Here is a 25,936-nt window from a genome sequence, read left to right as displayed (position 1 = left end):
TTTTTTAACATGACTTAAGTTTAGAGCATTAATGTAAACATAATGTAAATTAAGTCGAAAATGAGTTTGATGCCAGATAGAAAATACCATTATGCCATTTGTTTAGGATTGGCCCTTTCATCTTCTGTACTTTACGGTCAGAAGACAGAAAAAAAGAAGACAGATAAAGTTGAAAAAACTGAAAAAACCGATTCTATTTCAAAAAAATCAAAAAAAATTGATGAATTAATTAAGAAAGGAACATATAAGAAAGGACTTTTTAATATTATTGAAGTTAAAAATGATATTTATTTTGAGATTCCTGATAGTCTTTTTGGGCGTCAATTTTTAGTTGTTAATAAACTTTCTCAAGTTCCAATGCAAATAAATGAAGCAGGGCTGAACAAAGGAATGAACTATGAAAATAAAATAGTAAGTTTTTATAAAGACGAGAAAGCAAAAAAGATTTGGGTAAAAACATTAAATCCAATTGCTTCTTCACCAAAAGATGATGCAATTACAGCCTCTGTAAAAAATAACTTTTCTGAATCAATTATTGAAGTATTTGATATTGAAGCTCAAAATAGTGACTCAACAAAAATTGCAATTAAAGTAAATAAAATATTTGATGGTAATCAAAAGAGTTTTAATGATGTTTTATCTAATACAGGATTAGGAGGATCAGTAAAATCTAATCTATCATATATAGAGCAAGTAAAAACATTCCCGGAAAATATAGTTGTAAAATCTCAATTATCAACTTCAGTAAACGAAGGTGGAGGGGATTTAGCCGTTACATTGGGTGTTACAAGTAATTTAGTGTTATTACCAGAAACACCTATGCAACCACGCCAATCGGATAATAGAATAGGATATTTTACTGAAAAACATTGGTTTTTTAATGATAAACAACACAAGATGGAAGACCAACGTTTTATTACACGTTGGCGTTTAGAACCAAAAGATATTGATAAAGAAAAATATTTAAGAGGAGAGTTAGTAGAACCTAAAAAACCTATTATTTATTATATAGATCCATCTACACCAAAACAATGGAGACAAAAAATAATTGATGGTGTATATGATTGGCAAGTTGCTTTTGAGCAAGCTGGTTTTAAAAATGCAGTAATAGCTAAAGAAGCAGATCCTAATGACAAAGATTTTGATATTGATGATGTACGTTATTCTGTTATAACCTATGCAGCTTCTCCGAAATCTAACGCTATGGGGCCTTCTGTAGTAGACCCTAGAAGTGGGGAAATTATTGAAGCTGATATTATTTGGTGGCATAATGTAATGACTTCATTGCACGAATGGATGCGTATACAAACAGGGCCAATCGATTCTAAAGCAAGAGCAAATAAATTTAGTGACGACCATATGGGAGAAGCTATCCGCTTTGTTTCTTCTCATGAAGTTGGTCACACGTTTGGACTTAAACATAACATGGGATCATCATTTGCTTATCCAGTAGATTCTTTACGTTCTAAAGAATTTACAGATAAAATGGGAGGGACAGCTCCATCTATTATGGATTATGCACGTTATAATTATGTTGCGCAACCAGAAGATGGTGTAACAGCTATTACTCCTAAAATAGGATTGTATGATAAATATGCAATAGAATGGGGATATCGTTGGTATCCAAATAAAGATGTAGAAAAGAAATCTTTAAATAAAATGTTAGAAATCCATCAAAATGATCCAATTTATTTTTATGGAGAACAACAAGATTATGTTAGTACAATTGATCCTCGTTCACAATCGGAAGATTTAGGTGATGATGCTGTATTAGCGAGTGAATATGGATTAAAGAATTTAAAACGTGTTTCTGATAATATTATAAAATGGACCTACGAAAAAGATAAATCTTATATCGATGCTGGTAAATTATATTTTGGGACAATTGGTCAATGGGATTTATATTCAAATCATGTATTGGCTAACGTAGGTGGAATTTATTTAAATAGTACTGTATTTGGAGATAATAAGAAATCGTATGAAGCTGTTCCAGCAAAAATGCAAATAAAAGCTGTTGATTACCTTATAAAGAATGTTTTTACAATTCCAAAATGGTTATTCTTTAACGAGATTACAGATAAAACATACGCAATTAAAAATTCTCCATTTGGACCATACGAACAAACACCATATACATTAGCAAGAGAAATGCAATATAGTGTTGTTTATTCATTACTTTCTGATGATAGATTATTGAGATTATTAGAAAATGAATTAAATCAAGAAGAAAGAGAATCAAAAGAAAATGTTTTCACAGTTGAAAAACTGTTTGATCAAGTAAGAAATTCAATTTTCGATAAAAAATCTAATCTTTCTATTTTAGAAAGAATGACTCAAAAAAATTATGTTGATGCATTAATTGTTTCTTCAAATAAATTATTCGAAAAAACAACTGTAACAGGAATACAATTAAACCAAAATTTACAATTACCAACCATCTGTAATTATTTGGAAGATGATAAATCTATCCGAAATATTAACTTTTCTTCAATGAAAAGAGTGTCAGAAGTAACTACCTATAAAAGAGCAGAATTACAAAAGTTATTAAGTCTTTTAAACAAAAAGAAAAATAAAGGAAACGAGGCAACAAAAGCCCATTATGCTGACTTAATTTTAAGAATTAACGAAGCTTTAAAGTAATACTAAAATGAAGAAAACACTATTTTTTTTACCTCTTTTAGCTGATAGTTTAGCATTTGCGCAAGAGAATCAGGATAAAAGGGTAATTACCGGTAAAGTTACTGATGACGACACAATGGTTGCTATTGGAGGTGCTTCTGTGAAAATAGAAGCACAATCGATATCTACTAAAACAAATCAGAAAGATGTTATTGAAAGTTTAACGATTGGAACAGTTACTGATGAAAACGGTAATTTTACGTTAGAAATTCCAGCAAATACAAAATCTGTATTAATTAGTTATTTAGGTTATGAATCTAAAAAGATTGACCTTTCTGCAGATGATAAGAATTACACAATTAGTTTAATTCCATCTGATGAATTTATTACGACACCAGGTAATAATGACTTACAAGAGGTTGTAGTTACAGGTTATCAAAAAATAGAAAAACGTAAATTAACATCTGCTGTTGCTACAGTAAAAATGGATGATATTGAACAAGCTGGTGTTGCTAGTGTAGATCAATTATTACAAGGGCAAATAGCAGGTGTTGCTGTAACTCCTGAAACTGGTTCTCCAGGTGGGGCTACAAAAATTAGAATTCGTGGTACAGCTTCTTTATCTGGTTCTCAGGATCCATTATGGGTAATAGATGGTTTACCATTAGAAGGGAGTGATGTGCCTAATTTTAGTGATAAGGATAATATTGATCAGTTACAAAATTTTTCCATTGCAGGTTTAAACCCAAATGACATTGAAGATATAACAATTCTTAAAGACGCCGCTGCAACAGCTATTTATGGTGCAAGAGCTGCAAATGGAGTAATATCTATTACAACAAAAAGAGGTAAAAAAGGTAGAATGCAAATTAACTTTTCTGCAAATACATTTGTAAATACTCGACCAAATTTTGATCGTTTAAATTTATTAAATGCTTCAGAGAAAGTAGATTTAGAATTAATGTTAGCTGGAAGAGATGACTTAACTTATCGTAATACGAAAGGTGAAGTGATGAGAATTTTGCAGCAAAATAATCAATTAGATACGTATAGATCTGGAGGATTATCAGCATTAAATTCTACGACTCTAGGAGAGATAAATGCTCTAAGAGGTAATACAACAGATTGGGGAAAACTATTATATCAAAATGCAATTAATAAGCAGTATGGTTTAAGTATTTCTGGAGGAAATGATTTATCTGATTATTATTTTTCTTTGGGATATTATGATGAAAATGGTACAACTATAGGAACAGGTTTCGAACGTTATAACTTAACATTGAAAAACAATTACAAGTTAACAGATCGTTTATCTGCTGGTATTTCTATTTTTGCGACATCAAGTGATCGTAATTCTTTTTTAACAGATACAGATGCATCTATCAACCCAATTAATTATTCTCGTAATGCTAATCCATATTTATCTCCTTATAATGCTGACGGAAGCTATCGTTATGATAAAGATATAGATGGTTTTGAGGATACTTATATTCCATTCAATTTTATAGAAGAAAGATCAAATTCTCGTTATACTTTAAAGAATAGAGCTTTAAAAGCCATTATGGATCTTGAGTATAAAATAGCTAAAGGGCTTAAGATTACTTCTCAATTTGGAATGCAATATGATAATAACAAAACAGAGAAGTATGCAGGTCAAGAAACTTATTTTACACGTAAATTAAAACAAAATACGCGTTATTATCAATCAGGGTATAAGTACTTTTTACCAGATGGAGATGTAAAACAAAATTGGTTCAATGATTATTTTCAATACAATTGGAAATTACAAGCAACTTATAGTACAACAATAAATGATCGTCATGAGATAGATTTAATGGCTGGTACAGAGCTAAGAAGAACACAAGATAAAACAACTATATCTCGTGCTTTTGGTTATAATCCAATTACTCGTCAAGCAACAACTATTATGTTTCCTAACTCTAGTTCTGCAGCAGATCAACGCTTTAGAACTTATGACGAAACTCCTGAAGTTATTAATGCATATGCTTCTATGTATGCAACTGCAGCTTATACTTACGATAAAAAATATACATTTTTTGGAAGTGTAAGATATGATGGGACAAATTTATTTGGAGTTGATAAAAAATATAAATATCTACCAATATGGGCAGTTTCAGGATCTTGGTTAGTTTCGAGAGAGTCATTTATGGAAAATGTTAATTTTATTTCAGAATTAAGATTGAGAGCCTCTTATGGTCTACAAGGAAATATAGATCGTAATACTTCTCCATTTTTTATAGGAGATTATAAAGATACAACTATACTACCAGGAAGTAAAGAACCTACAATAGTTGTTTCAAATCCACCAAATGGGAAATTACGTTGGGAAAAAACAACAAATGTGAACTTTGGAATGGACTTAGGTTTACTAAAGAATAGAATTAATCTTACTGTTGATGTTTATAACAGAAAAGGGACTGATATGATTAGTATGAGAGAAACTCCATTAGAAACTGGTTTTGCTTATACAATGGTTAACTGGGGAGAAATTACAAATAAAGGTTTTGAAATTGCTCTTACTACAAGAAATATTGATACTAAAAATTTTAAATGGTCAACTACAATTAATTTAGCTCATAATAAAAGTAATGTTTTACAAGAAAATGTAAGTGAGAATAGTACTTTGCCTTCACGAGTTGGATTACCTGTAAATGCTGTGTTTGCATTGAAAACAGCTGGTCTTGATGAAGCTGGAAATCCAATGTTTTGGAAAGGAAAAGAAAAAGTTTCAGCAAAAGATTTCTTTGCATTATATGATTTATATGCAGATTTTCTACCAGGAGAAATAGCAGAGTCTAAGTTAACAAATGCAGAAATGAGAAGTCTGTTTACATATATTGGAGATCGTGATCCAAAGTTTACAGGTGGTATTATAAATACGTTCAAAATAAAAGATTTTGATATTAATGTCTCAGCAGCTTTCAATTACAAACAAACGATCATGAGTACTCCTCCTTACAGAGGAATGGAAGTAGATCCTGGCCGTAATTATTCACAAGCTATATTACAAGCAGGTAATACGTTACCTGGAATTACAAGTCCTGTAATGGGTGATGATGATTCTTGGATGGTTAATAAATGGTTTGCAGGAAATAGAGCAAGCGCATATAATTTATTAGATATATGGGCAAAACAAGTAAGTTATTTACGTATTACAAGCATTAGACTTGGATATAATCTTCCTTCACGTTTTACAGAATCTATTGGTGTAAAAAGCTTAAAACTAAGTATAGAAGGACGTAATCTTTTTGTATTTAGTAATGGATATAAAGGTTATTTTGATCCGGAAACTTATGGAAACATATATGCACAACCAATTGCTAAATCTGTAACAATGGGATTAAATGTCTCTTTTTAAAAATGAAATTAACATGAAAAAAATAATTATATTATTAAGTGTATTTGCAGCTAGTTTTGTTGCTGTAAGTTGCGATAGTTATTTGGATATTGAGCCAGAAGGAAAAATTATACCAAAAACAGTTGATGATTATAGAAAAGTACTTACAACTGCTTACTCAATTTATCCTCAACATAAATCATTAACATCTTTAAGAACAGATGAAGTTTTTTTAGATGAAGAATCTGTTGACTTTGCTTCTTACAGGGAAGTAGCAATGTGGAAGGATACAAACTTGGATCAGTCTACAACGCCATTTCAATGGCAAGCTTTTTATGAAGTGATTTTTTATACAAATCAAATTATAAATGAGGGACAAGGTACAATGGAAACTTCATCTGATAAAAATCAATTATTAGCTGAAGCTTATGCACTACGTGCATATGCATATTTTGATTTAATTAATTTATATGGCAAGCCATATAATGTTTCAACGGTAGATTCTGATAAAGGAGTACCATTAAACTTATCATTAGATTTAGAAAAGACACTTGCTCCATCTACAGTTGGTGAAATTTATTCTCAAATTCATAAAGATTTAGAAGCATCAGCATCATTAATGGTATTAGATCAGCAAGCTTTAGGTATAAATTATCGTTTTTCTAAAATTGCTTTAGCTTCATTCAATGCAAAAGTAGATTTATATCAACAGAATTGGGATTCAGCACTTAATAATGCTAATTTGGCTTTGAGTATAAATAGTAATTTGATTGATTTAAATTCAAATAAAGTTTTACCAAATAGATATGATTCTACAGAATCTATTATGGCATTAGATTACAATTTTACCTCTGCTTTGCAATCTTCAACATTTGCATCAGATGAATTGATAAATAGTTATGATCAAGAAAATGATTTACGTTTCTCTGTTTATTTTGAAAGTAATGATAATAAATACAAAATATTAAAAGGAGGAAGCTCTGATTTTAAATCTACTTTTAGAACAACTGAATTATATTTTATAAAAGCAGAGGCTCTTTTAAAACTTAATCGTTTAGATGAAGCAAAATCAACATTAAATAGTGTATTAAAAAATCGTTACACTACAGAAGGTTATAATTTAATTACAACTGCTGTTTCTTCTATGAATATGGATCAATTTATGTCTTTTATTTTAGATGAGAGAAATAGAGAGTTTGCTTTAGAAGGTCAACGTTGGTTTGATCTTAGAAGAGCAAATCAAAAAGAAATAAAACATACACTAAGTGGGGTGGAATATATTTTACAAAAAAATGATGTAAGATATACGATTGAAATCCCTACTGCTGCAAAATTAAATAATCCAAATTTGTAAAACTCGATAAAAGCCGTTTAGTAATTTATTATTAAGCGGTTTTTATTTAACTTTGCGATTCTATGAAAGTAGCAATTGTAGAGGATGAATTATTAGCTGCAAATTATTTAAAACAGCTATTAGAGCAACAAAATATTATAAACATAGATTATATTAAAGTTTTACGATCTAAGCAAGAAGCTGTTCTGTTTTTTTCGGATAACAATGTTGATCTTATTTTTATGGATATTCAACTTGGCGATGGAAATAGTTTAGAGATTTTTGAAAAAGTTGAAATTAAAAATCCAATCGTTTTTGTAACAGCTTACGATGAATATGCACTAAAAGTATTTAAACACTTTACGATTGATTATATTTTGAAACCTTTTGAAAATGATGAAGTTTTATCAGCTTTAACAAAATATAAAAGCATCTCTACCTCATTTGATATTACTTCAACTTTAGATTCTCTAGTTTCAATAGAAAACCAGACAAAATCAAAAGTCTTAAATAAAATTATGGTTTCTAATGGTAATAAATTGATTGTTTTAGAAGAAGAAGAAATTGCTTATTTTTTCGCTTCTGGGAAGCATCTTTTTATTACAACTATAGACAATAGAACATATATATATAATGATAATTTGAAAGATATTATAGATAAATTAAATTCAAATGTTTTCTTTAAAATAAATCGTAAATATATTGTAAGTAAAGAAGCTATAAAAGAAGTAATAAAACACTCTAGTCAAAAAATAGAAATAATACTTAATCCTTTACCAGAAATAAAAACTGAAATACTAATTAGTAAAATGCAGATTTCTGAATGGAAAAAATGGATGGAAAAATAAAAAGGAGCAATATATTTATTGCTCCTTTTTATTTCGTTTTATATCTTCTGAATTTTAAAACCTGCATCAGTTACAGCTTCTACAACTTCTTCCTCATCTTCGTTGGTTGTAACAGTTAATACTTTTTTCTCGTCGTTGGTATCAACTTTCCAATTGTTTTCACCAACAGCTTCATCCAAAAATGGTTTTACAGATTTTATACAACTATCACAGTTGATATTTGTTTTAAATTTTAATTCTTTCATGGTTTTACAATTTCTTATCAAATTTATAAAGATTTAGTAAGATTAAGAAAATGTTTAAGTAATATTTGATGATGAAATTTAAATAAAAATCAATGAAACGTAATATTGATGTTGTTGTAATTTCGGATGTTCATTTAGGAACTTATGGTTGTAAAGCTAAAGAGCTATTAGCTTATTTGCAGTCGATCAATCCCAAAAAAATCATTTTAAACGGGGATATTATTGATATTTGGAGTTTTAAAAAAAGCTATTTCCCTGAAAGTCATTTACAAATTATCCGTTATATACTTACTCTTTCTGAGCAAGGAATTCCAATAATTTATATAACTGGTAATCATGACGAATTATTGAGAAAATTTTCTACAATGAATTTTGGTCACATTGTTTTAACGGATAAATATCTTTTAAAGCAAGAAAATAAAGTGAGTTGGATTTTTCATGGAGATGTTTTTGACGCTTCTATTCAGCATTCCAAATGGATAGCAAAATTAGGAGGGTGGGGATATGATAAATTAATTCAGTTTAATTATTGTATCAATGTGTGTTTAGAATTTTTTGGAAAAGAACGTTATTCACTATCTAAAAAAATTAAAAACTCTGTAAAAAAAGCAGTAAAACATATTAATGATTTTGAACAAACTGCAGCAGAATTAGCAATAGAAAATAATTATGATAATGTAATTTGTGGACATATACATCAACCACAATTAAGAAAAATAAAGACAGATAAAGGTAATTGTGTTTACATGAATTCTGGAGATTGGATAGAAAATTTATCTTCTTTAGAGTTTACAAATAATAAATGGTCAATTTTTTATTTTGATGAGCATAAAGAAGAACTCATGACAAGTTTCGAAGAGATTGAATTTAATGATTCAATAGATGAACTAATTTTCTCAATTCTAAATCAAAAATAAATGAAAATTCTATATGCACTTCAAGGAACAGGTAATGGACATTTGGCAAGAGCTCAAAAAATGTTACCAATTTTAGAGAATTTTGGAGAATTAGACGTATTTGTTAGTGGAAGTAATTCACAATTATCATTAAAAAATTATAATTACAAACAACATAAAGGTCTTTCGTTATTTTATAATCAAATGGGAAGGGTTTCTTATAAAAAGATTCTTAAAGAAAATAATTTTAAATCTTTCTGGAAAGAAGTAAATGACTATCCTATTGAGAAATATGATTTAATTATTAATGATTTTGAGCCAATAACAGCGCATGCTGCACGAAAAAAAAGAAAAGAAATTATTGGACTAAGTCATCAAGCATCTTTGTTGTTTGAAGAAACGCCAAAAGTAAAAAATAAAGCAGGAGAAATAATTATTAAATATTATGCTCCATCATCAAAAAATTATGGTTTTCATTTCGAACAGTATAACGACTCTATATTTTTACCAATTATTAGAGATAAAATTAGAAATCTAAATCCAAAAGAAAAAGATTATAATTTGGTTTATTTACCAAGTTATCATCCAAAAGAAATTGTAGAAAAATTATCTGTAATAAAAGATAGTAATTGGAAAGTTTTTTCACCTTTTGTTGAACATTCAGTTAAACAATTTAACGTAGAAATATATCCAATTGATGAACGGCTTTTTATAAAAGCGCTAGAGAATTGTTCAGGTGTTTTATGTGGAGCTGGTTTTGAATTGCCCGCTGAAAGTTTATTTCTTAAGAAAAAATTATTTGTTATACCAATAAAAGGTCAATATGAACAGTTATGCAATTGTGAAGCTTTAAAACAAATTGGTGTAGCATTTTCTTATGATTTAAATTTAGAAAAAATTCAGAGATGGGCAGATTCATTTAAAATAATAGAAAAAGATTTTCCCGATCAATCATATGAAATTGCAAAAAAAATATTTTTATGAAATATTCTTAATGCAATGGTATTTTTTGCGTTAGGGATTGTAGTGAAAATCCTTTTACATTGATGACTGAGCTTTGTTGAAGTCTATTTGTAAAAGATTGTAACGTAAAGCCCGACCAAAGGGAACGCCCGAATATGTATTAGTAATAACTATGTATTTCTCCAAAAAGCAGGAGTAAATAAAATTAATATTGTAAATAATTCTAATCGACCTAAAATCATTAAAAAACTGCATAATAATTTAGCTCCATCTGATAAAGAATTCATTGATGTTCCTGGACCATATTCGCCAATACCTGGACCAATATTTCCTAGTGTTGATGCTGTTATAGTAAGTGATGTAAGGATATTTTGAAAACTCATTGTGACACCATAATTCAATAATCCAAAAAGAATAGAACTAATAATCCAAATAATCATAAACATCACAAAAAATGCCATTACATGAAATACAATTGATTGATGCAAAGATCGTTTGTTATATCTTACAGGAATGATAGCATTAGGATGTAATATTCGTTTAAATTCTACCCAACTATTTTTTAATAAAATGACGTGTCTTATAACTGTTATTCCTCCAGATGTTGAACCTGCTGAACCGCCAATAAAAAATAAAGCAAAGAAAATAAGCGTCGTAACACTTAACCAATTTGTGTAATCTTCCATTGCTAAAGCCGTTGTAGATGCAATAGAAACAACATGAAATAATGAATTTCTAAAAGAATGCTCAAGGTTTGTCCATGAATAAGTTCCTGTTGAGTAATTAGGATAAATAATATAAAAAAGAGCTAGAAAAATAATAAAAGTTGTCATTAGAATTAAACCAACCCACCATCTAAATTCTTCATTGTTCCATATTTTTTTAAATTGACCTTTTATCATTAAATAGATAAGAGCAAAGTTAGTTCCTCCTAAAAACATCATAAAAATGAAAACGTATTGAATAAAAATATTATTATTCCAATACATTACACCTTCGTTTTTTGTAGAAAAACCTGCAGTTGCTATTACACTCATTGCATGGTTTGTTGCGTCGAATAAATTCATTCCTCCAAAATAAAGTAGAGCTGCAAAAAATAAGGTTAAGCCTAGATAAACTAGCCATAAATTTTTTGCTGTTTCTGTAATTCTAGGATGTATTTTATCTGTATGTATTCCTGGAGCTTCTGCCATAAATAATTGTCGACCTCCAATTCCTAAAAAGGGTAATATGGCAATTGTTAGTACAATAATTCCCATTCCTCCAATCCAATTGGTTGTACTTCTCCAAAATAAAATGCTTTTTGGTAGGCTTTCTACATTATCATAGATAGATGTTCCTGTAGCTGTATATCCAGAAACGGTTTCATAAACAATATTTACAACACTAAAATTTTGAGAGATAATATGATCATTGGGGAGAAAAAATAGAGAAGAAACATAGGGAAGACAGCCTGAAAGGATAAGAAAAAGCCAGCCAACACATACAACAATATAACCTTCCCTTTTGCTAATATGTTTTCGTCCGTCTTTTGTGAAGTAAACCATTAATAGCCCACCAATACCAACTAAACAACCAGAGAAAAGGAATGAATAGGAGAGATGATCACCAAAATAAATGCTTACACAAGTTGCTATAAGCATAAATAGAGCGTTCAGTAATAATAGAACACCTGAAAGGTTGAGAATGACTTTAAAATTAAGTGATTTCATTATTTGAAATATTTAGTCACTTTAGAAATTAAATTAGCTTTTGTAAATACAACAACATGATCATTTGGTTGTATCTCAAAATCTAATGTTGGTATAAAACCTTCATTTTTTCTTACAATTCCAGCAATTATGGTTCCATCACTAAATGGGAAATCACTAACTTTTTTATAAGCAATTTCTGAATTATCATGTATTTTAAATTCAAGAACCTCAGCATCTAAATCAGATATACCTGTTACATCTATTACAGAACCTTGACGTATGTAACGAAAAATACTATCAGCTGTTAACAATTTTTTATTAATAAAAGCATTAATACCAACTTCTTGGCTAAGATGTATATAGTCTATGTTTTCAACTAATGCAATTGTCTTTTTTACTCCTCGCGATTTTGCTAATAAACAAGACATAATATTTGTCTCAGAACTTCCTGTAACAGCAATAAATGCATCAGAATCGGATATACCTTCTTCAATTAATAATTCACCATCACGACCATCACCATTAATAATTAGGATATTATTTAATTCATCAGCTAAATCAAAGGCTTTACTTCTATCAATTTCAATTAATTTGACATTATGTTTGTTTTCTTTTAGAATTTTAGATGTTTTTACACCAATACTTCCTCCACCCAAAACAATTATATTTTTGAAATATTCTTGTTTTTTTCCGAGTATTTTATAAATCTCTAAAATTCCTGTTTTTTTAACGATAAAATAAACATGGTCATTGATTCTGAAATCAGTATTATCTTCTGGAATAATAGTTTCGTATTCACCTTTATCATTACTTCTAATAATAGCAATTGGAGTAAAAAGGTTTTCTTTTCCACCTTTTGTCGTTAAATACATATCCTTGAATCGTTTGTCTAATATTCTACAATCTTCATCTAGTACAGTACCTACTAAAAATAATTGACCATTTGCAAAAGGGTGCATAGCATTAAATGCAGATTGCTGAACTAATGAATATATTTCATCTGCAGCAAGTTTCTCTGGACTAATTAATGCATCAATCCCCATTTTATCAATCCAAAATTGATTTTCTTTATATAAAAATTCAGGATTGGAAATACGAGCTAAAGTTCTTTTAGCTCCCATATCTTTTGCTATTGATGCACTTGTTATATTTGTATTTTGTAAATGGGTTACAGATATAAACATATCTGCATTATTGGCTCCAACTTCTCTCAAAGCTTTGAAAGAAGTTATGTCACCACGATAAGCCATTACATCTAATGAGTTTTCGATAAGAGCTAATTTATCTTTATCCATATCCATAATGACAATGTCATTCATTTCATTAGAGAGTAATTTGGCTAAATGAAAACCAACTTCACCAACACCACCAATAATAATTTTCATGAAGATTATTTTTCAGATTTACTTATTTTTTTGTTTCTTTTTGTCCCATTAACATTAAGAAAGCTTTTAAGAAATCATCTATTTCTCCATTCATTACAGCATCCACATTACCTGTTTCGTGTGCTGTTCTTACATCTTTTACCAATTTATAAGGGTGCATTACATAATTACGAATTTGAGAACCCCATTCAATTTTCATTTTGTTTGCCTCAATTTCATTTCGAGCAGCCATTTTTTTGTCTAACTCTATTTTATATAATTCAGATTTTAACATTTCCATCGCTCGTTCACGGTTAGCTAACTGAGAACGTTCTACTTGACAAACAACAACAATTCCTGTAGGTTTGTGAGTTAACTGAACTTTTGTTTCAACTTTATTTACATTTTGTCCTCCAGCTCCACCAGAGCGAGAAGTTTGTAATTCAATGTCAGCAGGATTTATTTCAATTTCTATTGTATCATCCACAATAGGAGAGACGTATACAGAAACAAAACTTGTATGTCGTTTAGCATTACTATCAAAAGGAGAAATACGAACCAATCGATGAACACCATTTTCACCTTTTAAGTATCCAAAAGCAAACTCACCTTCAATTTCTAATGTTACAGTTTTTACACCAGCAACATCTCCAGCTTGGTAGTTTAATTCTTTTACTTTGTATCCATTTTTTTCTGCCCACATTAGGTACATACGCATAAGCATAGATGCCCAATCACAAGATTCAGTTCCTCCAGCTCCAGCAGTTATTTGAAGTACAGCTCCAAGATTATCTCCTTCTTCAGAAAGCATATTTTTGAATTCAATATCTTCTAAAAGTTTAGCTACAATATCGTATTGTTCTTGTACTTCTTCATCGGTAACTTCACCTTCACGGTTAAATTCAGCTAATACTTCAACATCATTTACAGCATTTGCAATTGTTTGGTATTCATCAATCCATTTTTTCTTTCCTCTAAGAATTTTCATGAAACTTTCAGCTTCTTTAGGATTATTCCAAAACTCTGGAGATGCAGCATGTTCTTCTTCATTTTGAACTTCAATTTCTTTTTGTTCAATTTCCAGATATTCGTACAATTCCTGTGTGCGTTTTTGGATGTCTTTTAGTAATTCGTTATTAAACATAAATACAAATGTATAAAATTAGAAGTTAAAAATATTAAGCAGCTATAAAACGGTCATCTTTACCATTCCAAGATAAAACCTTATAAGAAATACCTTCTTCAGTTTTAATATCTTGTTCTTTTAAAACTAAAAATGTATCATCCCAGTCATTATCTTCATAACTAACAACCCAAAATAATTCATTAAAAAATAAACCTTCTAAAATATATAAAAGTTCTTCAACAGAATCAACTTTATATGTTGTATATGAATGTGATGTCTTTATCCAGATTTCATTTTCTTCAGAAGTTTGGATAAAAAAATCTCCAATCTCTGCTTTATATTCATTCTCTATATGAAATTCTAATAAATTAGTATCTTTCTTTTGTAATCCTTCTAAACTAGGGATAACTTCAATGATTTGATTATATATTTTAATTGAAAAATCGTTCATTTTATTTAAAAAATTAGTTTGCAAAAATAGAAGTAATTATCTAATTCTTACATGATATTTGTATTCTATGAACTTAAAAAAATTAAATAGCTTATATTCAAAATCATAACCATAATCTACCGTAGGATTTAAATCTATGCTTACAGCATATAAATCAGGATTATAAGCAAATGGTTGCAAATATCTTTGATTCCATATAATTACATATTGTCTGTTTTGTTGTTTGTAATATTGTTCGGTATAGAAAGTTTTAGGTAATGCAATCGATTTTAAATAAACATCATATTGCGGATCTAAAACGATAATATCGTATTCTCCATCATCGTTAGGTTCAAACTTTAATGAATTTTCTTTTAGAGATGATTCAGCATTTATATTATGTTTATTTGAATAACATGCATTGAATAGTAGAAAAATACTAATAAATAGTAGTAATTTTTTCATCACTTTAAATTTTAATAAATTTACTAAAAATAAAAGAATAATGTATACGATATTACATAACTCAAGATGTGGGAAAAGTAGAGAATCTTTGAAGGTTTTAGAAGATTCTGGAAAAGAATTTCAAATAAGAGAATATTTAAAAGAACCATTATCAAAAGAAGAAATAAAAAATATTTTATCTAAGCTAAAAGTTAATCCGATTGATATTGTTAGAACTAATGAGGAAGATTGGAAAGTAAATTATAAAGGTAAAAAATATCTGATGAAGATATTTTAGATGCACTTGTAAAATTTCCCAAATTAATACAAAGACCAATTGTTATTGATGAAAAAAGTGGAGTAATAGGTAGACCAAAAGAATTGGTGGAAGATTTTATAAAATAATTTATTATTCCAAATAAAACAAAAAACTCCTTTATAAAAGGAGTTTTTTATTGGATTATAAATCTCTTTTCTTTATTAAGAATAACGTTAGCCCTGAAAATAAAATGATATAAAAAATATTTATACCTAAGTAATCCCATTGAATTGTATCTGGAACGAATAATTTTTTATCAGCCATAAAATTAGCTACATCAGTATTTGGATAATCTATGATTTCTCCATTTGATTTAAATGGTAAATATCTACTTAATAGAAATAAATTATTTTCTTTATCTAATGATAAATTTGATAATCTAAAATAGTACTCTATTCCTTTTATAGTTGTTTCTCCAATATTTAAAGCAATTATAGCTAAAATAACAAATGCATTCTTTCTTAATAAAAAAGATAAAAACATTGAAATAATTATAAATGTAAGTACTTCAATAAAATAACCAAATAGGAATTCAATCCCATTAAATATACTCGTATTTTTACTAAAGATAATCCCTAATGAAATAATAATAATTCCTACAATCAATGTTGAAAAAAGAGTAATGATTATATTCATTAAGACTTTTGATTGAAAAAACTCTGTCTTCGTTAATCCATCAATTGTATTTTGTTTAAAAGTTCCAAAAGAATATTCATTTGTAATATTATTAATAACAATGATTGCCAAAAAATACTTTCCAAAACCTACTAACCAAGTTATATTATGCCAAATGACTGGAAATTCTAATGCACCTAAATCAATAAAATTAATATTAAATCCATTTAAATAAGGTTTGAAATTTGGTAAGATAATTCCCATTAAAATTATCATCAAAAAATATAAAATAATAAAGATTCTTGTTCCTTTATTATAAAATATTTTATTCCATTCTATATTAAATAATCGTTTCATTTTAGTGATTTTGTTTCTGAATTAAATCGAAAAATTGTTGTTCTAAAGATTCTTTTCTTTTTACAAGATGACTGAGGATAATGTCTTGATCAAATAAAAGTTTATTAATTTCAGCCGTGTCAATTTCCTGACTTAGAACAGCTATTATTTTTGAATTTTCTTGTGTTACTTTAGCAACGAAAGAGAAACTGTTTAATACGGTTATTAATTTTTCTGAATTATTTGCTGAAAGTTCTATACTTCCAAAATTAGAACTCATCTGATCTACAGAACCAGCATAAAGCATTTTACCTTGATTGAGAACTACGACATGCGAACATACTTTTTCTACCTCATCAAGTAAATGACTTGCTAAAATAATTGTAGTTCCTTGTTCAGCAATTTTTATGATAAGTTCACGTATTTGTATAATTCCTTGAGGATCTAATCCATTTGTAGGCTCATCAAGAATTAAAACTTCGGGATTGTTTAGTAAAGCAGCTGCAATTGCTAAACGTTGTTTCATTCCTAAAGAAAAATGTTGAAACTTGTCTTTTTTACGATGTAGTAAACCAACAAGTTCAAGTTTTTCATCAATTCTTTTATAGTTAACTTCTTTAATGTCTGCAATAATTTCTAAGTTTTTTTGTCCAGATAAATAAGGATAAAACTTAGGACTTTCTATTATAGCACCAATTTTTTTAAGCGAATTGTTATCAGGCTCTTTGTTAAACCATTTCCAGTTGCCATTGGTTGGATTAATTACATTAAGAATTATTCCTAATGTTGTAGATTTTCCACTTCCATTTGGTCCTAATAAACCATATACATTTCCTTTTTCCACTGAAAAACTTATGTCTTCTACAGCAGTGAAATTTCCAAATTTCTTTGTTAGATGATTTATTTCAAGAATTTTATTCATACAAATGAATTTAATTTTTATTATTGGTCAAGTTTTTTGTTTATTTGTTACAATTTAGAATTAATTTAAATAAATAATGAAAAAAGTTATACTTGCATTCATGTTTGCTGCTATATCTGTTGTAAACGCACAAGATCTAAAAAATTATCAAATTTATAATCAAAAAGAAGATAAAGTTAATTTTGATAAAATGATAAAAGAACTTTCTTCTTATGACATTGTTTTATTTGGAGAGCACCATAATGATGCGATAAATCATTGGTTACAATTACAAACGACTAAAGCATTATACAAAGCAAAGGATGGAAAGATTATTCTTGGTGCTGAAATGTTTGAACGTCATCAACAAAAAGATCTAACTGATTATTTAAAAAATAAGATAGAAGATAAGGATTTACAAACAAGAACAACTTTATGGAAAAATTACTCAACAGATTATAAACCTTTGGTTGATTTCGCAAAAGAAAATAAAATTTCATTTATTGCTACAAATGTTACTAGAAAATTTGCTTCATACATTTCAAAAAATGGGTTGTCAAGTTTAGATACAATATCAAATGATGATAAAAAAAATATTGTTAAACTTCCATTTGATATTGATTATAATGCTCCTGGATATCCAGAAATGATAAAGATGATGGGAGAACATGCTGGTTTAAAAGCTAAACAATTTGTTGCAGCTCAAGCAGTAAAAGATGCTACAATGGCTGAATCTATTTTATCTAGTTATAAAGTAGGAGAATTATTTATACATTTTAATGGTGATTATCATTCAAAAAATTACGGAGGTATTTATTGGTATTTGAAACATACAAATCCTAATTTAAGAATAGCTGTTATCGAAATTTTAGAAGCATCAGATAATAAATTAAATATAGAAAAACCAAAAGAAGAAAGTTTTACTCCAACAGAATTTATAATTGTTTTACCAAAAGATTCTCCTAAATCTTATTAAACATTAGGTTATCTGTAGATAAAATATTAAATTCAAATTTTGTAGAATAAAAAATCATGTCTGATAATTTATCATTAGTAATATTAGCAGGAAATATTGGTAAACAATATGAATGGCAAAAACAAATAGATCCAATAGGACCTAATAAAGAAACGTTATTAGAATATTCAATTTTTGATGCACTTGAAATAGGTATAAAACATTTTGTTTTTATTATTAATCAAGATTTTGGACTAGAAACAAAAAAGTATTTTCAGCATATTATTGATAAGAACTTTAGTCAAGTAGAATTTATTTTACAAACAACATATACAGCAGTTCCAAGAAGTATTTATGACTCTATTGAAAATAGAAAACAACCTTGGGGAACAGGTCATGCTTTGCTTATAGCGAAAAGTCATCTTAGTAACCCATTTATTGTCATTGATGCTGATCATTTATATGGAAAGACAACTTTTTATAAAGCAAAAGAATTATTTGTTGAAGGAATAATATTACCAAATAGATATGGTTTAATTACTTATTATTTAGAAAATACTATAGAAAAGCATAATTATGTTACTAGAGGTCTTTGTACAATAAATAAAGATTATCTAGTTCATATTAAAAAATTTAATAATATTCATTTTAATGATAATGAAGAAATTATTTCTGATGAAATAAATGACGATTTAATATTTGATTCTCAAGCATCAACTTCTATTAACTTTTGGATTTTTCATCCATCAATATTTAGATTTTTAGAGGATAAGTTTTCTCAATTTTTAAAGAAAGATTCTTCTGAATTAGAATCAACATTTTCTCTTTATTCAGTAATTAATAATATGATTAAAGAAAATCAATTAGAAGTAATTGTAAGAAAAACTAATGAAAGATGTAGTAGAATATATAATCGAGAGGATAAACAATATCTTATAGAAAGAATTAGAGATCTAATCGAAATGGATATTTATCCAAAAATGTTATGGAAATAAATTAAATAAAATACATGAGTAAAATTCATTTTGAAAAATATAAACCATCAGAATTTAATGAATATTTTAAACTTGTTCAAGATGATGATGTAATGAGGTACATTACTGGTAAAGGAATGACCGAAGAACAAGCTAATCATAAATTTAATTCTATTTTAGAAAAAAGCTCAATTCATGATGATATTGGTTATTTTAAAGTTTATAAAGATGATCAAACAATTGCTGGAGAATGTAAATTAGTATATAACAAACATTTAGAAAATTCTCTTGAAATTGGCTATGTATTAAAAAAAGACTTTTGGAAACAAGGAATAGGTTCTAAAATTTGTGAACACTTAATAACTTTATCAAAAGATAGATTTCCAACTTATGAAATTATAGCTGTTATAGATCCAGATAATACAGCGTCTAGAAAATTATTAGAAAAGTTTAACTTTGTTTCTTATTGGAAAGGAATTGAACACGATGTTCCAACTGAAAAGTTGATTTTGAAAAAATAAAACAATGCAAGTAAAGGATGTAGCAAAAGTAATGGAAGAAATAGCGCCATTAACTTATGCAGAAGATTTTGATAATGTAGGATTATTGGTAGGAGATTATTCTAATAATGTAACAGGAATTTTGGTAACTTTAGATACAACAGAAGAAGTTGTAGAAGAAGCTATTGTAAAAAACTGTAACTTAATTATTAGCTTTCATCCAATCATTTTTTCTGGATTAAAGAAATTGAATGGGAATAATTATGTAGAAAAAGCTGTTTTAAAAGCAATTAAAAATGATATAAGCATTTATGCTACTCATACAGCTTTGGATAATTCTAAAGTTGGAGTTAATTTTAAAATTGCAGAACAATTGAAATTAACAAATACAACTATTTTAATCCCGAAAGATAATACTATTAAACAGTTAATTACTTATGTACCTAAAGTAAATTTAGATCCATTAAAAAATGCTCTTTACGAAGCAGGAGCAGGGAAAATAGGAAATTATGATTCTTGTGGTTTTAGCACAGAGGGAAAAGGAAACTTTCGACCTATAGAAGGTGCTAATCCATATATTGGAGAAAAAGGAAAATTAGAAACTGTAGCTGAAAGTAGAGTAGAAGTTGTAATGCCAAATCATTTGGAAGGAAATATTATGAAAGCATTATTTGATAATCATCCTTACGAAGAAGTCGCTTATTCGGTTATAAATTTAAATAATAAAAATAAATATATCGGAATTGGGATGATTGGTGAATTAGAAAAAGAAATGTCAGAACAAGATTTTTTTAGTTATCTGAAAGAACAAATGAATACACCAATGATTCGTCATTCGAAATTATTAAATAAGAAAATAAAAAAGGTAGCTGTACTTGGAGGATCTGGTGCTTTTGCAATAAAAAATGCAAAAAATGCTGGAGCTGATATTTATATTACTGCAGATTTAAAATATCATGATTTCTTTTCTGCTGAAAATAAGCTTGTTTTGGCAGATATTGGACATTTTGAATCGGAACAGTTTACAAAAAATTTAATAACTTCGTATCTTAAAGAAAAATTTACTAATTTTGTCATCTTTAATTCTGGAATTAATACCAATCCTGTTAATTATTGTTAACTATGTCTGAAACAAAAAATATCAAAGAGCTTAGCGTAGAAGAAAAGCTTCGCGCATTATACGATTTGCAATTAATCGATTCACGTTTAGATGAAATCAGAAACACTAGAGGAGAATTACCTTTGGAGGTTGATGATTTAAGTGATGATGTTGCACAATTAGAAACAAGAATTCAAAAAGTTGTTGACGAAACTAAAGGTTTGGATGAAGATATTAAATTAAAGAAAGAAGCTATTAAAAATGCTGAAACTTTAATTAAAAAATATACAAAGCAACAAGATAACGTACGTAACAACAGAGAGTTTGATGCTTTAGCTAAAGAAATCGAATACCAAGGATTAGAAATCGAATTATCTGAAAAACGTATTCGTGAATTTACAATTAAAATTCAACAAAAAAATTCTCAAATTGAAGATTTCAATACAAAATTAGTTTCAATGAAAGAGCATTTGTCTCATAAACAAGCTCAATTGGATACTATTGTAAAAGATACTGAAAAAGAAGAAGCTGTTTTATTAAAGTTATCTACAGAATATGCAGATAAAATAGAAAAACGTTTATTTGATGCTTATAGTAGAATTAGATCTTCTGTAAAAAATGGATTAGCTGTTGTTCCTGTAGAACGTGGAGCATCTGCTGGATCTTTCTTTACAATTCCACCACAAAGACAAATGGATATCGCACAACGTAAAAAAATTATTACTGATGAGCATTCTGGCCGTATTTTGGTTGATTTAGAATTAGCTTTAGAAGAGCAAGAAAAAATGGAATATGTTATCAAAGGATAATTTTATCTTTTAATAATTTAAAATATATAATTAAGGCATTTATAATTTATAAATGCCTTAATTTTTATTTTTTAGAAACTAATCCTGAAATAAGATTTCTAATATAATCAGCATTAATATTAAAAAAGTTATTTGTAATATCATCTGCTTGTGATAAATTTTGATTTTTAGAGTTTTCACTATCATAACCTAAACAGAATAAATCTGCATTTTTTGCAGCTATCACTCCATTTGTACTATCTTCTATAACAATACAAAATTCTTTTTTTGAAGTCGCTAAATTTGCAGCATGAATAAATATAGCTGGATCAGGTTTTGATTTTGGAAATTCTTCTCCAGAAACTTTATGTACAAAATATTGATTTAGATTAAAACGATCAAATACTTTGTTGATTGTAGATTTAGAAGCAGAAGAAGCTAAAATTAATTCGAAATTATTTTGATACAAATCCTTAATTAATTGTTCTACTCCAGGAATCAATTCTAAATCTTCTTTTGTATCAAACGAATCATTAAAAATTGTACGTTTACGTAAAACTAAATCATTTACATCTTCTTTTAAATTGAATTTATCTTTCAAATTTTGATATACATTTTTTGTAGATTGCCCAGTAAAAGATTCAAATAATTCATCAGAAACATCAATGTTTAATTCGTTGTAATGATTGAAGTAAGCATATTTATGTAATGGTTCAGTATCTACGATTACTCCATCCATATCAAAAATGACTGTCATGATTTTTTAATTTTTATGTTTTAACTCTGCTGAAATTATAGCAAATCTAGCTTTTCCTATTCTTGAGGATATGTTTTCATTTTTATGGGTTTTTATATATTCTCTAGCATTTTTAGAATTTTTATCATTTGAAAGATATTTTTCATTAACATAAACTAATTTTCCAAAATCACTTTGTAAAATACCTTGATAAATTCCGTCTGAAATATAGTTAATAATAAAAAAAAACTCAGCTTTTTCATTTTTCACATAATTAGGTGAATTTTTAATCAATGCTTCTTCAGACGATATATAATATCTTCCATTTTTTATTATTTTATTTAAATAAATTTCATATTCAATTAAAGATTTTTCTTGAGCATAGCTAAATTGTAAATTACAACTAATGATAGTGAAAATTAATAATAAAAATCTCATATTTTAAATTTAAAATAAAAATAGTTAAAAAATCAAATATAATTGTTAGAAATAAGTATATGTTCTTCATAATAAATTACAAGGTTATTGATATTCTGTTAATTATTTTTTTGCGAATAATAAAAATGAACAATACAATTTAATATGATTGTTCTAAAAATAATATTTTTTATAAAAAAATAGATTATTAACCATTTTATAATCAATTAAATGATGATTTTTGTTAGTTTTTTTTTATGATTTTTTATTCTTTAACAAAAAATTTGCACGCTTTTTGTAATATTTAAGACTCAATAAAAAAAATATAAAATTTAGAAATGAAAAAATTATTATTAGCCGCTGTTTTAGTACTTGGAATTACGGAAGTAAATGCTCAGGACTATAATAATTCATTGGGTTTAGTTGTAGATTTTGGTAATGGAGAATCATTATTCGGACCACAATTTAAACATTCTTTTGATGGTAGAAATGCAGGTAATGTACAAGTTATGTTTGGTGACAACATTACTGTTTTAGGTGCAGATTATACATACAATGAATCTATTGCTGGAGCAAATGGGTTAAATTGGTATGTTGGTGTTGGTCCACAATTATCTTTTGTAGATCGCGGTAGCAGTGATAAAACTTACTTTGGAATTCGTCCACAAGCTGGTTTAGAATATAAAATACCAAGTGTTCCTTTAGCTTTTCATTTCGATTGGAAACCTTGGTGGAATATTTCTGATGATTCTAATTTTAAAGCAGGAAGATTTTCTTTAGGATTTAAGTATGTATTAAACTAATCATTTTTTTGATTAATCAAAAAAATAGGGTAAATGAAAAAATCATTTACCCTATTTTTTTTAAAGAACTTTTACTTCGAAAACTTTTTCATTTTCTATAAATCCTTCAAGAATATCTTTTGAATTTATTTTTGCTACACCAGCTGGAGTTCCAGTATAAATTAAATCACCTTTTTTAAGAGTAAAATATCTTGAACAATCAGCGATAAGTGTATTAATATCAAAAATCATTTGATTTGTATTTCCTTCTTGTGCAATAGTTTGATTTCTTTCTAATTTGAAATTAAGATTCGTTAAATCAAATTTTTCTTTCGGAAAAAAATCAGAAACAAATGCTGAACCATCAAAAGCTTTAGCCTTTTCCCAAGGAAAACGTTTATCTTTTAATTCTTGTTGTACATCTCTTGCTGTAAAATCTATTCCAAGACCTATTTCAGAAAAATAGCGATCAGCAAACTGAGGTTGAATCATTTTCCCAACTCGATCTATTTTTATCACCAATTCTGTTTCGAAATGAACTTCGTTTGTAAAACTTGGAATTACAAATGGAAATCCTTTTCTTAATATTGCTGAATCTGGTTTCATAAAAAACATAGGAGAATCAGGAACATCATTATTCAATTCCTTTGCATGATCTACATAATTTCTACCAACACATATAATTTTCATAACTTAAAATCCGTTTTGTAGTTTTATTTTTGTGAATATTTTTTTTGTATAAAGAGGAAAATCTGCATTTTGTAACCAAGTATAATATCCTGGATCTTTTGCAAAAACATCAGAAACAATTTGTCCTTTATATTTACCAAAAGATATTACTTCATTTCCTTTGTCATCAACTTGTATAAATCCAGCTAAATCTACTGTTTTGCGTTGAGAAGAAAATTCACTCAAAAATTTGTTATCATTTTCTATTTCATCGTATTTTTCAATTTGTGCCATTAACACTTCATACGTTGCTAAAGTATCTGCTTCAGCAGAATGCGCATCAACTAAATCTTTACCACAGTAATATTTATAAGCAGCACCTAAATTTCTTGGTTCCATTTTATGATAAATAACTTGTGCATCGATAGGGCGATGTTTCGCTAAATCAAAATCGAAACCGTTGCGTAATAATTCTTCAGCTAATAATGGAATATCAAAACGATTTGAATTGAAGCCTGCTAAATCAGAATCTTTAATCATTTCTATAATTGTTGGCGCTAATTCTTTAAAACTAGGAGCATCTTTTACATCTTCATCAGAGATACCATGTATCAAAGTAGTTTCTGGAGGAATCGGAATACCTGGATTTACTTTCCAAGATTTAACTTCTTTAGATCCATCAGTAAAAGCTTTTACAATAGCAATTTCTACAATACGATCTTTTGACACGTTAATTCCTGTTGTTTCCAAATCAAAGAAACAAATATTTTTACTTAATTTCATTTTATAATTTCTTTTCTAAAAATAATAGAGATAATAATATATAATAATATAATTAATGGAATTGCACTTACTTGTAATAATGCAATCAAAACCAATGTAATAATTAAAAATATATATTTATAATAATTCTCTTTCCAACCTAATCCTTTAAATTTTAAGGCAAATAAAGGTAAATCAATAATTAATAATATACTAAAAACTACAGAAATAACTATCAATAAAAATGGATCTATTTCAGTATTAATTATTTCTCCTTTTGTATAATAAATTGAGAAAATTGAAAATATAAAAAGAGTATTTGATGGTGTTGCTAATCCTTTAAAATATGTAGCTTGATCTTCATCTAAATTAAATTTAGCCAAACGTAATGCAGAAAATGCAGGTACAAGAAAAGCGAATAATGAAATAGCAGCTATTTTTAAATTTTCATTTTCATAAATAAAATTTGTAGAAAAATGATTAAATATTTCAAATAACATCAATCCTGGAACAACACCAAATGAAACACAGTCAGCCAGAGAATCAAGTTCTTTACCTATTGGACTTCCAATTTTCATTAATCGAGCAACCATTCCATCTAAGAAATCAGCAATTAAAGAGATAACCATTAATATCAAAACAATTGTAATTGTTTCAGCTGATACGTTTCCATTGCTCGAAATAAGAAATATTGAGGATAAAACTCCACAAGAAAGGTTAAGAAGTGTAAGTAAATTAGGTATTGTTATTAATTTCATAAATG

At 27.7% G+C, this 25,936-nt stretch carries 27 protein-coding genes; 14 read left to right on the top strand and 13 right to left on the bottom strand.

Features of this window, described 5'->3' with window-relative positions:
- Positions 1-69: 69 nt before the first annotated feature.
- The 4 genes from RT575_RS02385 (at position 70) to RT575_RS02370 (ending at position 8,158) form a co-directional block, all read left to right on the top strand.
- On the top strand, positions 70-2,640 hold the full coding sequence (locus tag RT575_RS02385; RefSeq protein WP_409515933.1) for a zinc-dependent metalloprotease: 2,571 nt from the start codon (positions 70-72) through the stop codon (positions 2,638-2,640).
- A 7-nt stretch (positions 2,641-2,647) separates the two neighbouring features.
- On the top strand, positions 2,648-5,998 hold the full coding sequence (locus RT575_RS02380) for a SusC/RagA family TonB-linked outer membrane protein (protein WP_313578504.1): 3,351 nt from the start codon (positions 2,648-2,650) through the stop codon (positions 5,996-5,998).
- A 13-nt stretch (positions 5,999-6,011) separates the two neighbouring features.
- Positions 6,012-7,331 (top strand): RagB/SusD family nutrient uptake outer membrane protein, encoded by a 1,320-nt coding sequence (locus RT575_RS02375; protein WP_313578502.1) that lies wholly within the window; start codon positions 6,012-6,014, stop codon positions 7,329-7,331.
- Positions 7,332-7,393: 62 nt separating this feature from the next.
- Positions 7,394-8,158 (top strand): LytTR family DNA-binding domain-containing protein, encoded by a 765-nt coding sequence (locus RT575_RS02370; protein ID WP_313578500.1) that lies wholly within the window; start codon positions 7,394-7,396, stop codon positions 8,156-8,158.
- A 38-nt stretch (positions 8,159-8,196) separates the two neighbouring features.
- Here the strand turns inward: RT575_RS02370 and RT575_RS02365 are convergent, their stop codons facing one another.
- Positions 8,197-8,403, bottom strand: a complete 207-nt coding sequence (locus RT575_RS02365) for a hypothetical protein (RefSeq protein WP_313384159.1) — start codon at positions 8,401-8,403, stop codon at positions 8,197-8,199.
- A gap of 92 nt (positions 8,404-8,495) precedes the next feature.
- Here RT575_RS02365 and RT575_RS02360 point away from each other — a divergent pair, with 92 nt between their 5' ends.
- Positions 8,496-9,320 (top strand): UDP-2,3-diacylglucosamine diphosphatase, encoded by an 825-nt coding sequence (locus RT575_RS02360; RefSeq protein ID WP_313384160.1) that lies wholly within the window; start codon positions 8,496-8,498, stop codon positions 9,318-9,320.
- Positions 9,321-10,283 (top strand): glycosyltransferase family protein, encoded by a 963-nt coding sequence (locus RT575_RS02355; RefSeq protein ID WP_313578498.1) that lies wholly within the window; start codon positions 9,321-9,323, stop codon positions 10,281-10,283.
- Between the two features lie 149 nt (positions 10,284-10,432).
- Here RT575_RS02355 and RT575_RS02350 read toward each other — a convergent pair whose 3' ends face one another.
- Genes RT575_RS02350 through RT575_RS02330 form a run of 5 tightly spaced genes read right to left on the bottom strand, consistent with a single transcriptional unit; the run spans position 10,433 to position 15,341 of the window.
- Complete coding sequence (locus tag RT575_RS02350) at positions 10,433-11,974, bottom strand: TrkH family potassium uptake protein (RefSeq protein WP_313578496.1); 1,542 nt, start codon at positions 11,972-11,974, stop codon at positions 10,433-10,435.
- Positions 11,974-13,341, bottom strand: coding sequence for a Trk system potassium transporter TrkA (trkA, locus tag RT575_RS02345; protein ID WP_313384163.1), 1,368 nt, complete (start codon positions 13,339-13,341; stop codon positions 11,974-11,976). The genes RT575_RS02350 and trkA overlap by 1 nt, the downstream gene beginning before the upstream one ends.
- Before the next feature lie 22 nt (positions 13,342-13,363).
- Positions 13,364-14,464: a peptide chain release factor 2 gene (gene prfB, locus RT575_RS02340; protein WP_313578494.1), complete on the bottom strand. Its 1,101-nt coding sequence runs from the start codon at positions 14,462-14,464 to the stop codon at positions 13,364-13,366.
- 34 nt (positions 14,465-14,498) lie between these two features.
- Positions 14,499-14,897 (bottom strand): hypothetical protein, encoded by a 399-nt coding sequence (locus tag RT575_RS02335; RefSeq protein WP_313578492.1) that lies wholly within the window; start codon positions 14,895-14,897, stop codon positions 14,499-14,501.
- Positions 14,898-14,933: 36 nt separating this feature from the next.
- Positions 14,934-15,341 (bottom strand): DUF6146 family protein, encoded by a 408-nt coding sequence (locus RT575_RS02330; protein WP_313578490.1) that lies wholly within the window; start codon positions 15,339-15,341, stop codon positions 14,934-14,936.
- Positions 15,342-15,381: 40 nt separating this feature from the next.
- Between RT575_RS02330 and RT575_RS02325 the strand changes: the two genes are divergently transcribed.
- Positions 15,382-15,618 (top strand): hypothetical protein, encoded by a 237-nt coding sequence (locus RT575_RS02325; protein ID WP_313578488.1) that lies wholly within the window; start codon positions 15,382-15,384, stop codon positions 15,616-15,618.
- Positions 15,597-15,725: an ArsC/Spx/MgsR family protein gene (locus RT575_RS15570; protein WP_409515939.1), complete on the top strand. Its 129-nt coding sequence runs from the start codon at positions 15,597-15,599 to the stop codon at positions 15,723-15,725. Before RT575_RS02325 ends, RT575_RS15570 begins: the two co-directional genes overlap by 22 nt.
- A gap of 55 nt (positions 15,726-15,780) precedes the next feature.
- On the opposite strand, the gene RT575_RS02320 is transcribed toward RT575_RS15570, so the two are convergent.
- On the bottom strand, positions 15,781-16,611 hold the full coding sequence (locus RT575_RS02320; RefSeq protein WP_313578486.1) for an ABC transporter permease: 831 nt from the start codon (positions 16,609-16,611) through the stop codon (positions 15,781-15,783).
- Between the two features lies 1 nt (position 16,612).
- The gene (locus RT575_RS02315) at positions 16,613-17,512 is read right to left on the bottom strand and encodes an ABC transporter ATP-binding protein (RefSeq protein WP_313578484.1); all 900 of its coding nucleotides are present in this window, start codon (positions 17,510-17,512) and stop codon (positions 16,613-16,615) included.
- A gap of 76 nt (positions 17,513-17,588) precedes the next feature.
- Between RT575_RS02315 and RT575_RS02310 the strand changes: the two genes are divergently transcribed.
- The 5 genes from RT575_RS02310 to RT575_RS02290 are packed head-to-tail and all read left to right on the top strand — an operon-like array spanning position 17,589 to position 21,828.
- Positions 17,589-18,467, top strand: a complete 879-nt coding sequence (locus RT575_RS02310; protein ID WP_313578482.1) for a ChaN family lipoprotein — start codon at positions 17,589-17,591, stop codon at positions 18,465-18,467.
- A 56-nt stretch (positions 18,468-18,523) separates the two neighbouring features.
- Positions 18,524-19,441: a dTDP-glucose pyrophosphorylase gene (locus RT575_RS02305; protein ID WP_313578480.1), complete on the top strand. Its 918-nt coding sequence runs from the start codon at positions 18,524-18,526 to the stop codon at positions 19,439-19,441.
- 14 nt (positions 19,442-19,455) lie between these two features.
- Entirely contained in the window at positions 19,456-19,941 is a 486-nt protein-coding gene (locus tag RT575_RS02300; protein ID WP_313578478.1) for a GNAT family N-acetyltransferase, read from the top strand.
- Between the two features lie 4 nt (positions 19,942-19,945).
- A complete protein-coding gene (locus RT575_RS02295; RefSeq protein ID WP_313578476.1) occupies positions 19,946-21,040 on the top strand; it encodes a Nif3-like dinuclear metal center hexameric protein in 1,095 nt (364 codons plus the stop codon).
- Between the two features lie 2 nt (positions 21,041-21,042).
- Entirely contained in the window at positions 21,043-21,828 is a 786-nt protein-coding gene (locus RT575_RS02290; RefSeq protein WP_313578474.1) for a C4-type zinc ribbon domain-containing protein, read from the top strand.
- 64 nt (positions 21,829-21,892) lie between these two features.
- On the opposite strand, the gene RT575_RS02285 is transcribed toward RT575_RS02290, so the two are convergent.
- Together RT575_RS02285 and RT575_RS02280 are read right to left on the bottom strand one after the other, a co-directional pair.
- Positions 21,893-22,564, bottom strand: a complete 672-nt coding sequence (locus RT575_RS02285; RefSeq protein WP_313578472.1) for an HAD-IA family hydrolase — start codon at positions 22,562-22,564, stop codon at positions 21,893-21,895.
- 6 nt (positions 22,565-22,570) lie between these two features.
- A complete protein-coding gene (locus tag RT575_RS02280) occupies positions 22,571-22,981 on the bottom strand; it encodes a hypothetical protein (RefSeq protein WP_313578470.1) in 411 nt (136 codons plus the stop codon).
- Positions 22,982-23,298: 317 nt separating this feature from the next.
- Between RT575_RS02280 and RT575_RS02275 the strand changes: the two genes are divergently transcribed.
- On the top strand, positions 23,299-23,763 hold the full coding sequence (locus RT575_RS02275) for a hypothetical protein (RefSeq protein WP_313384181.1): 465 nt from the start codon (positions 23,299-23,301) through the stop codon (positions 23,761-23,763).
- 60 nt (positions 23,764-23,823) lie between these two features.
- Here the strand turns inward: RT575_RS02275 and RT575_RS02270 are convergent, their stop codons facing one another.
- From RT575_RS02270 to RT575_RS02260, 3 genes are read right to left on the bottom strand one after another with little or no spacing between them, the layout of a single operon-like run.
- Positions 23,824-24,432 (bottom strand): fumarylacetoacetate hydrolase family protein, encoded by a 609-nt coding sequence (locus RT575_RS02270; protein WP_313384183.1) that lies wholly within the window; start codon positions 24,430-24,432, stop codon positions 23,824-23,826.
- Between the two features lie 3 nt (positions 24,433-24,435).
- The gene (locus tag RT575_RS02265) at positions 24,436-25,194 is read right to left on the bottom strand and encodes a 3'-5' exonuclease (protein WP_313384184.1); all 759 of its coding nucleotides are present in this window, start codon (positions 25,192-25,194) and stop codon (positions 24,436-24,438) included.
- Entirely contained in the window at positions 25,191-25,931 is a 741-nt protein-coding gene (locus RT575_RS02260; protein WP_313384186.1) for a CDP-alcohol phosphatidyltransferase family protein, read from the bottom strand. The genes RT575_RS02265 and RT575_RS02260 overlap by 4 nt, the downstream gene beginning before the upstream one ends.
- Positions 25,932-25,936 lie beyond the last annotated feature (5 nt).

It is taken from the genome of Chishuiella sp. (genome assembly GCF_032109125.1).
In the GTDB taxonomy this organism is placed as follows: domain Bacteria; phylum Bacteroidota; class Bacteroidia; order Flavobacteriales; family Weeksellaceae; genus Empedobacter.
Note: the sequence above shows the minus strand (reverse complement) of the source record. Positions and strands in the feature narration are given on the sequence as shown.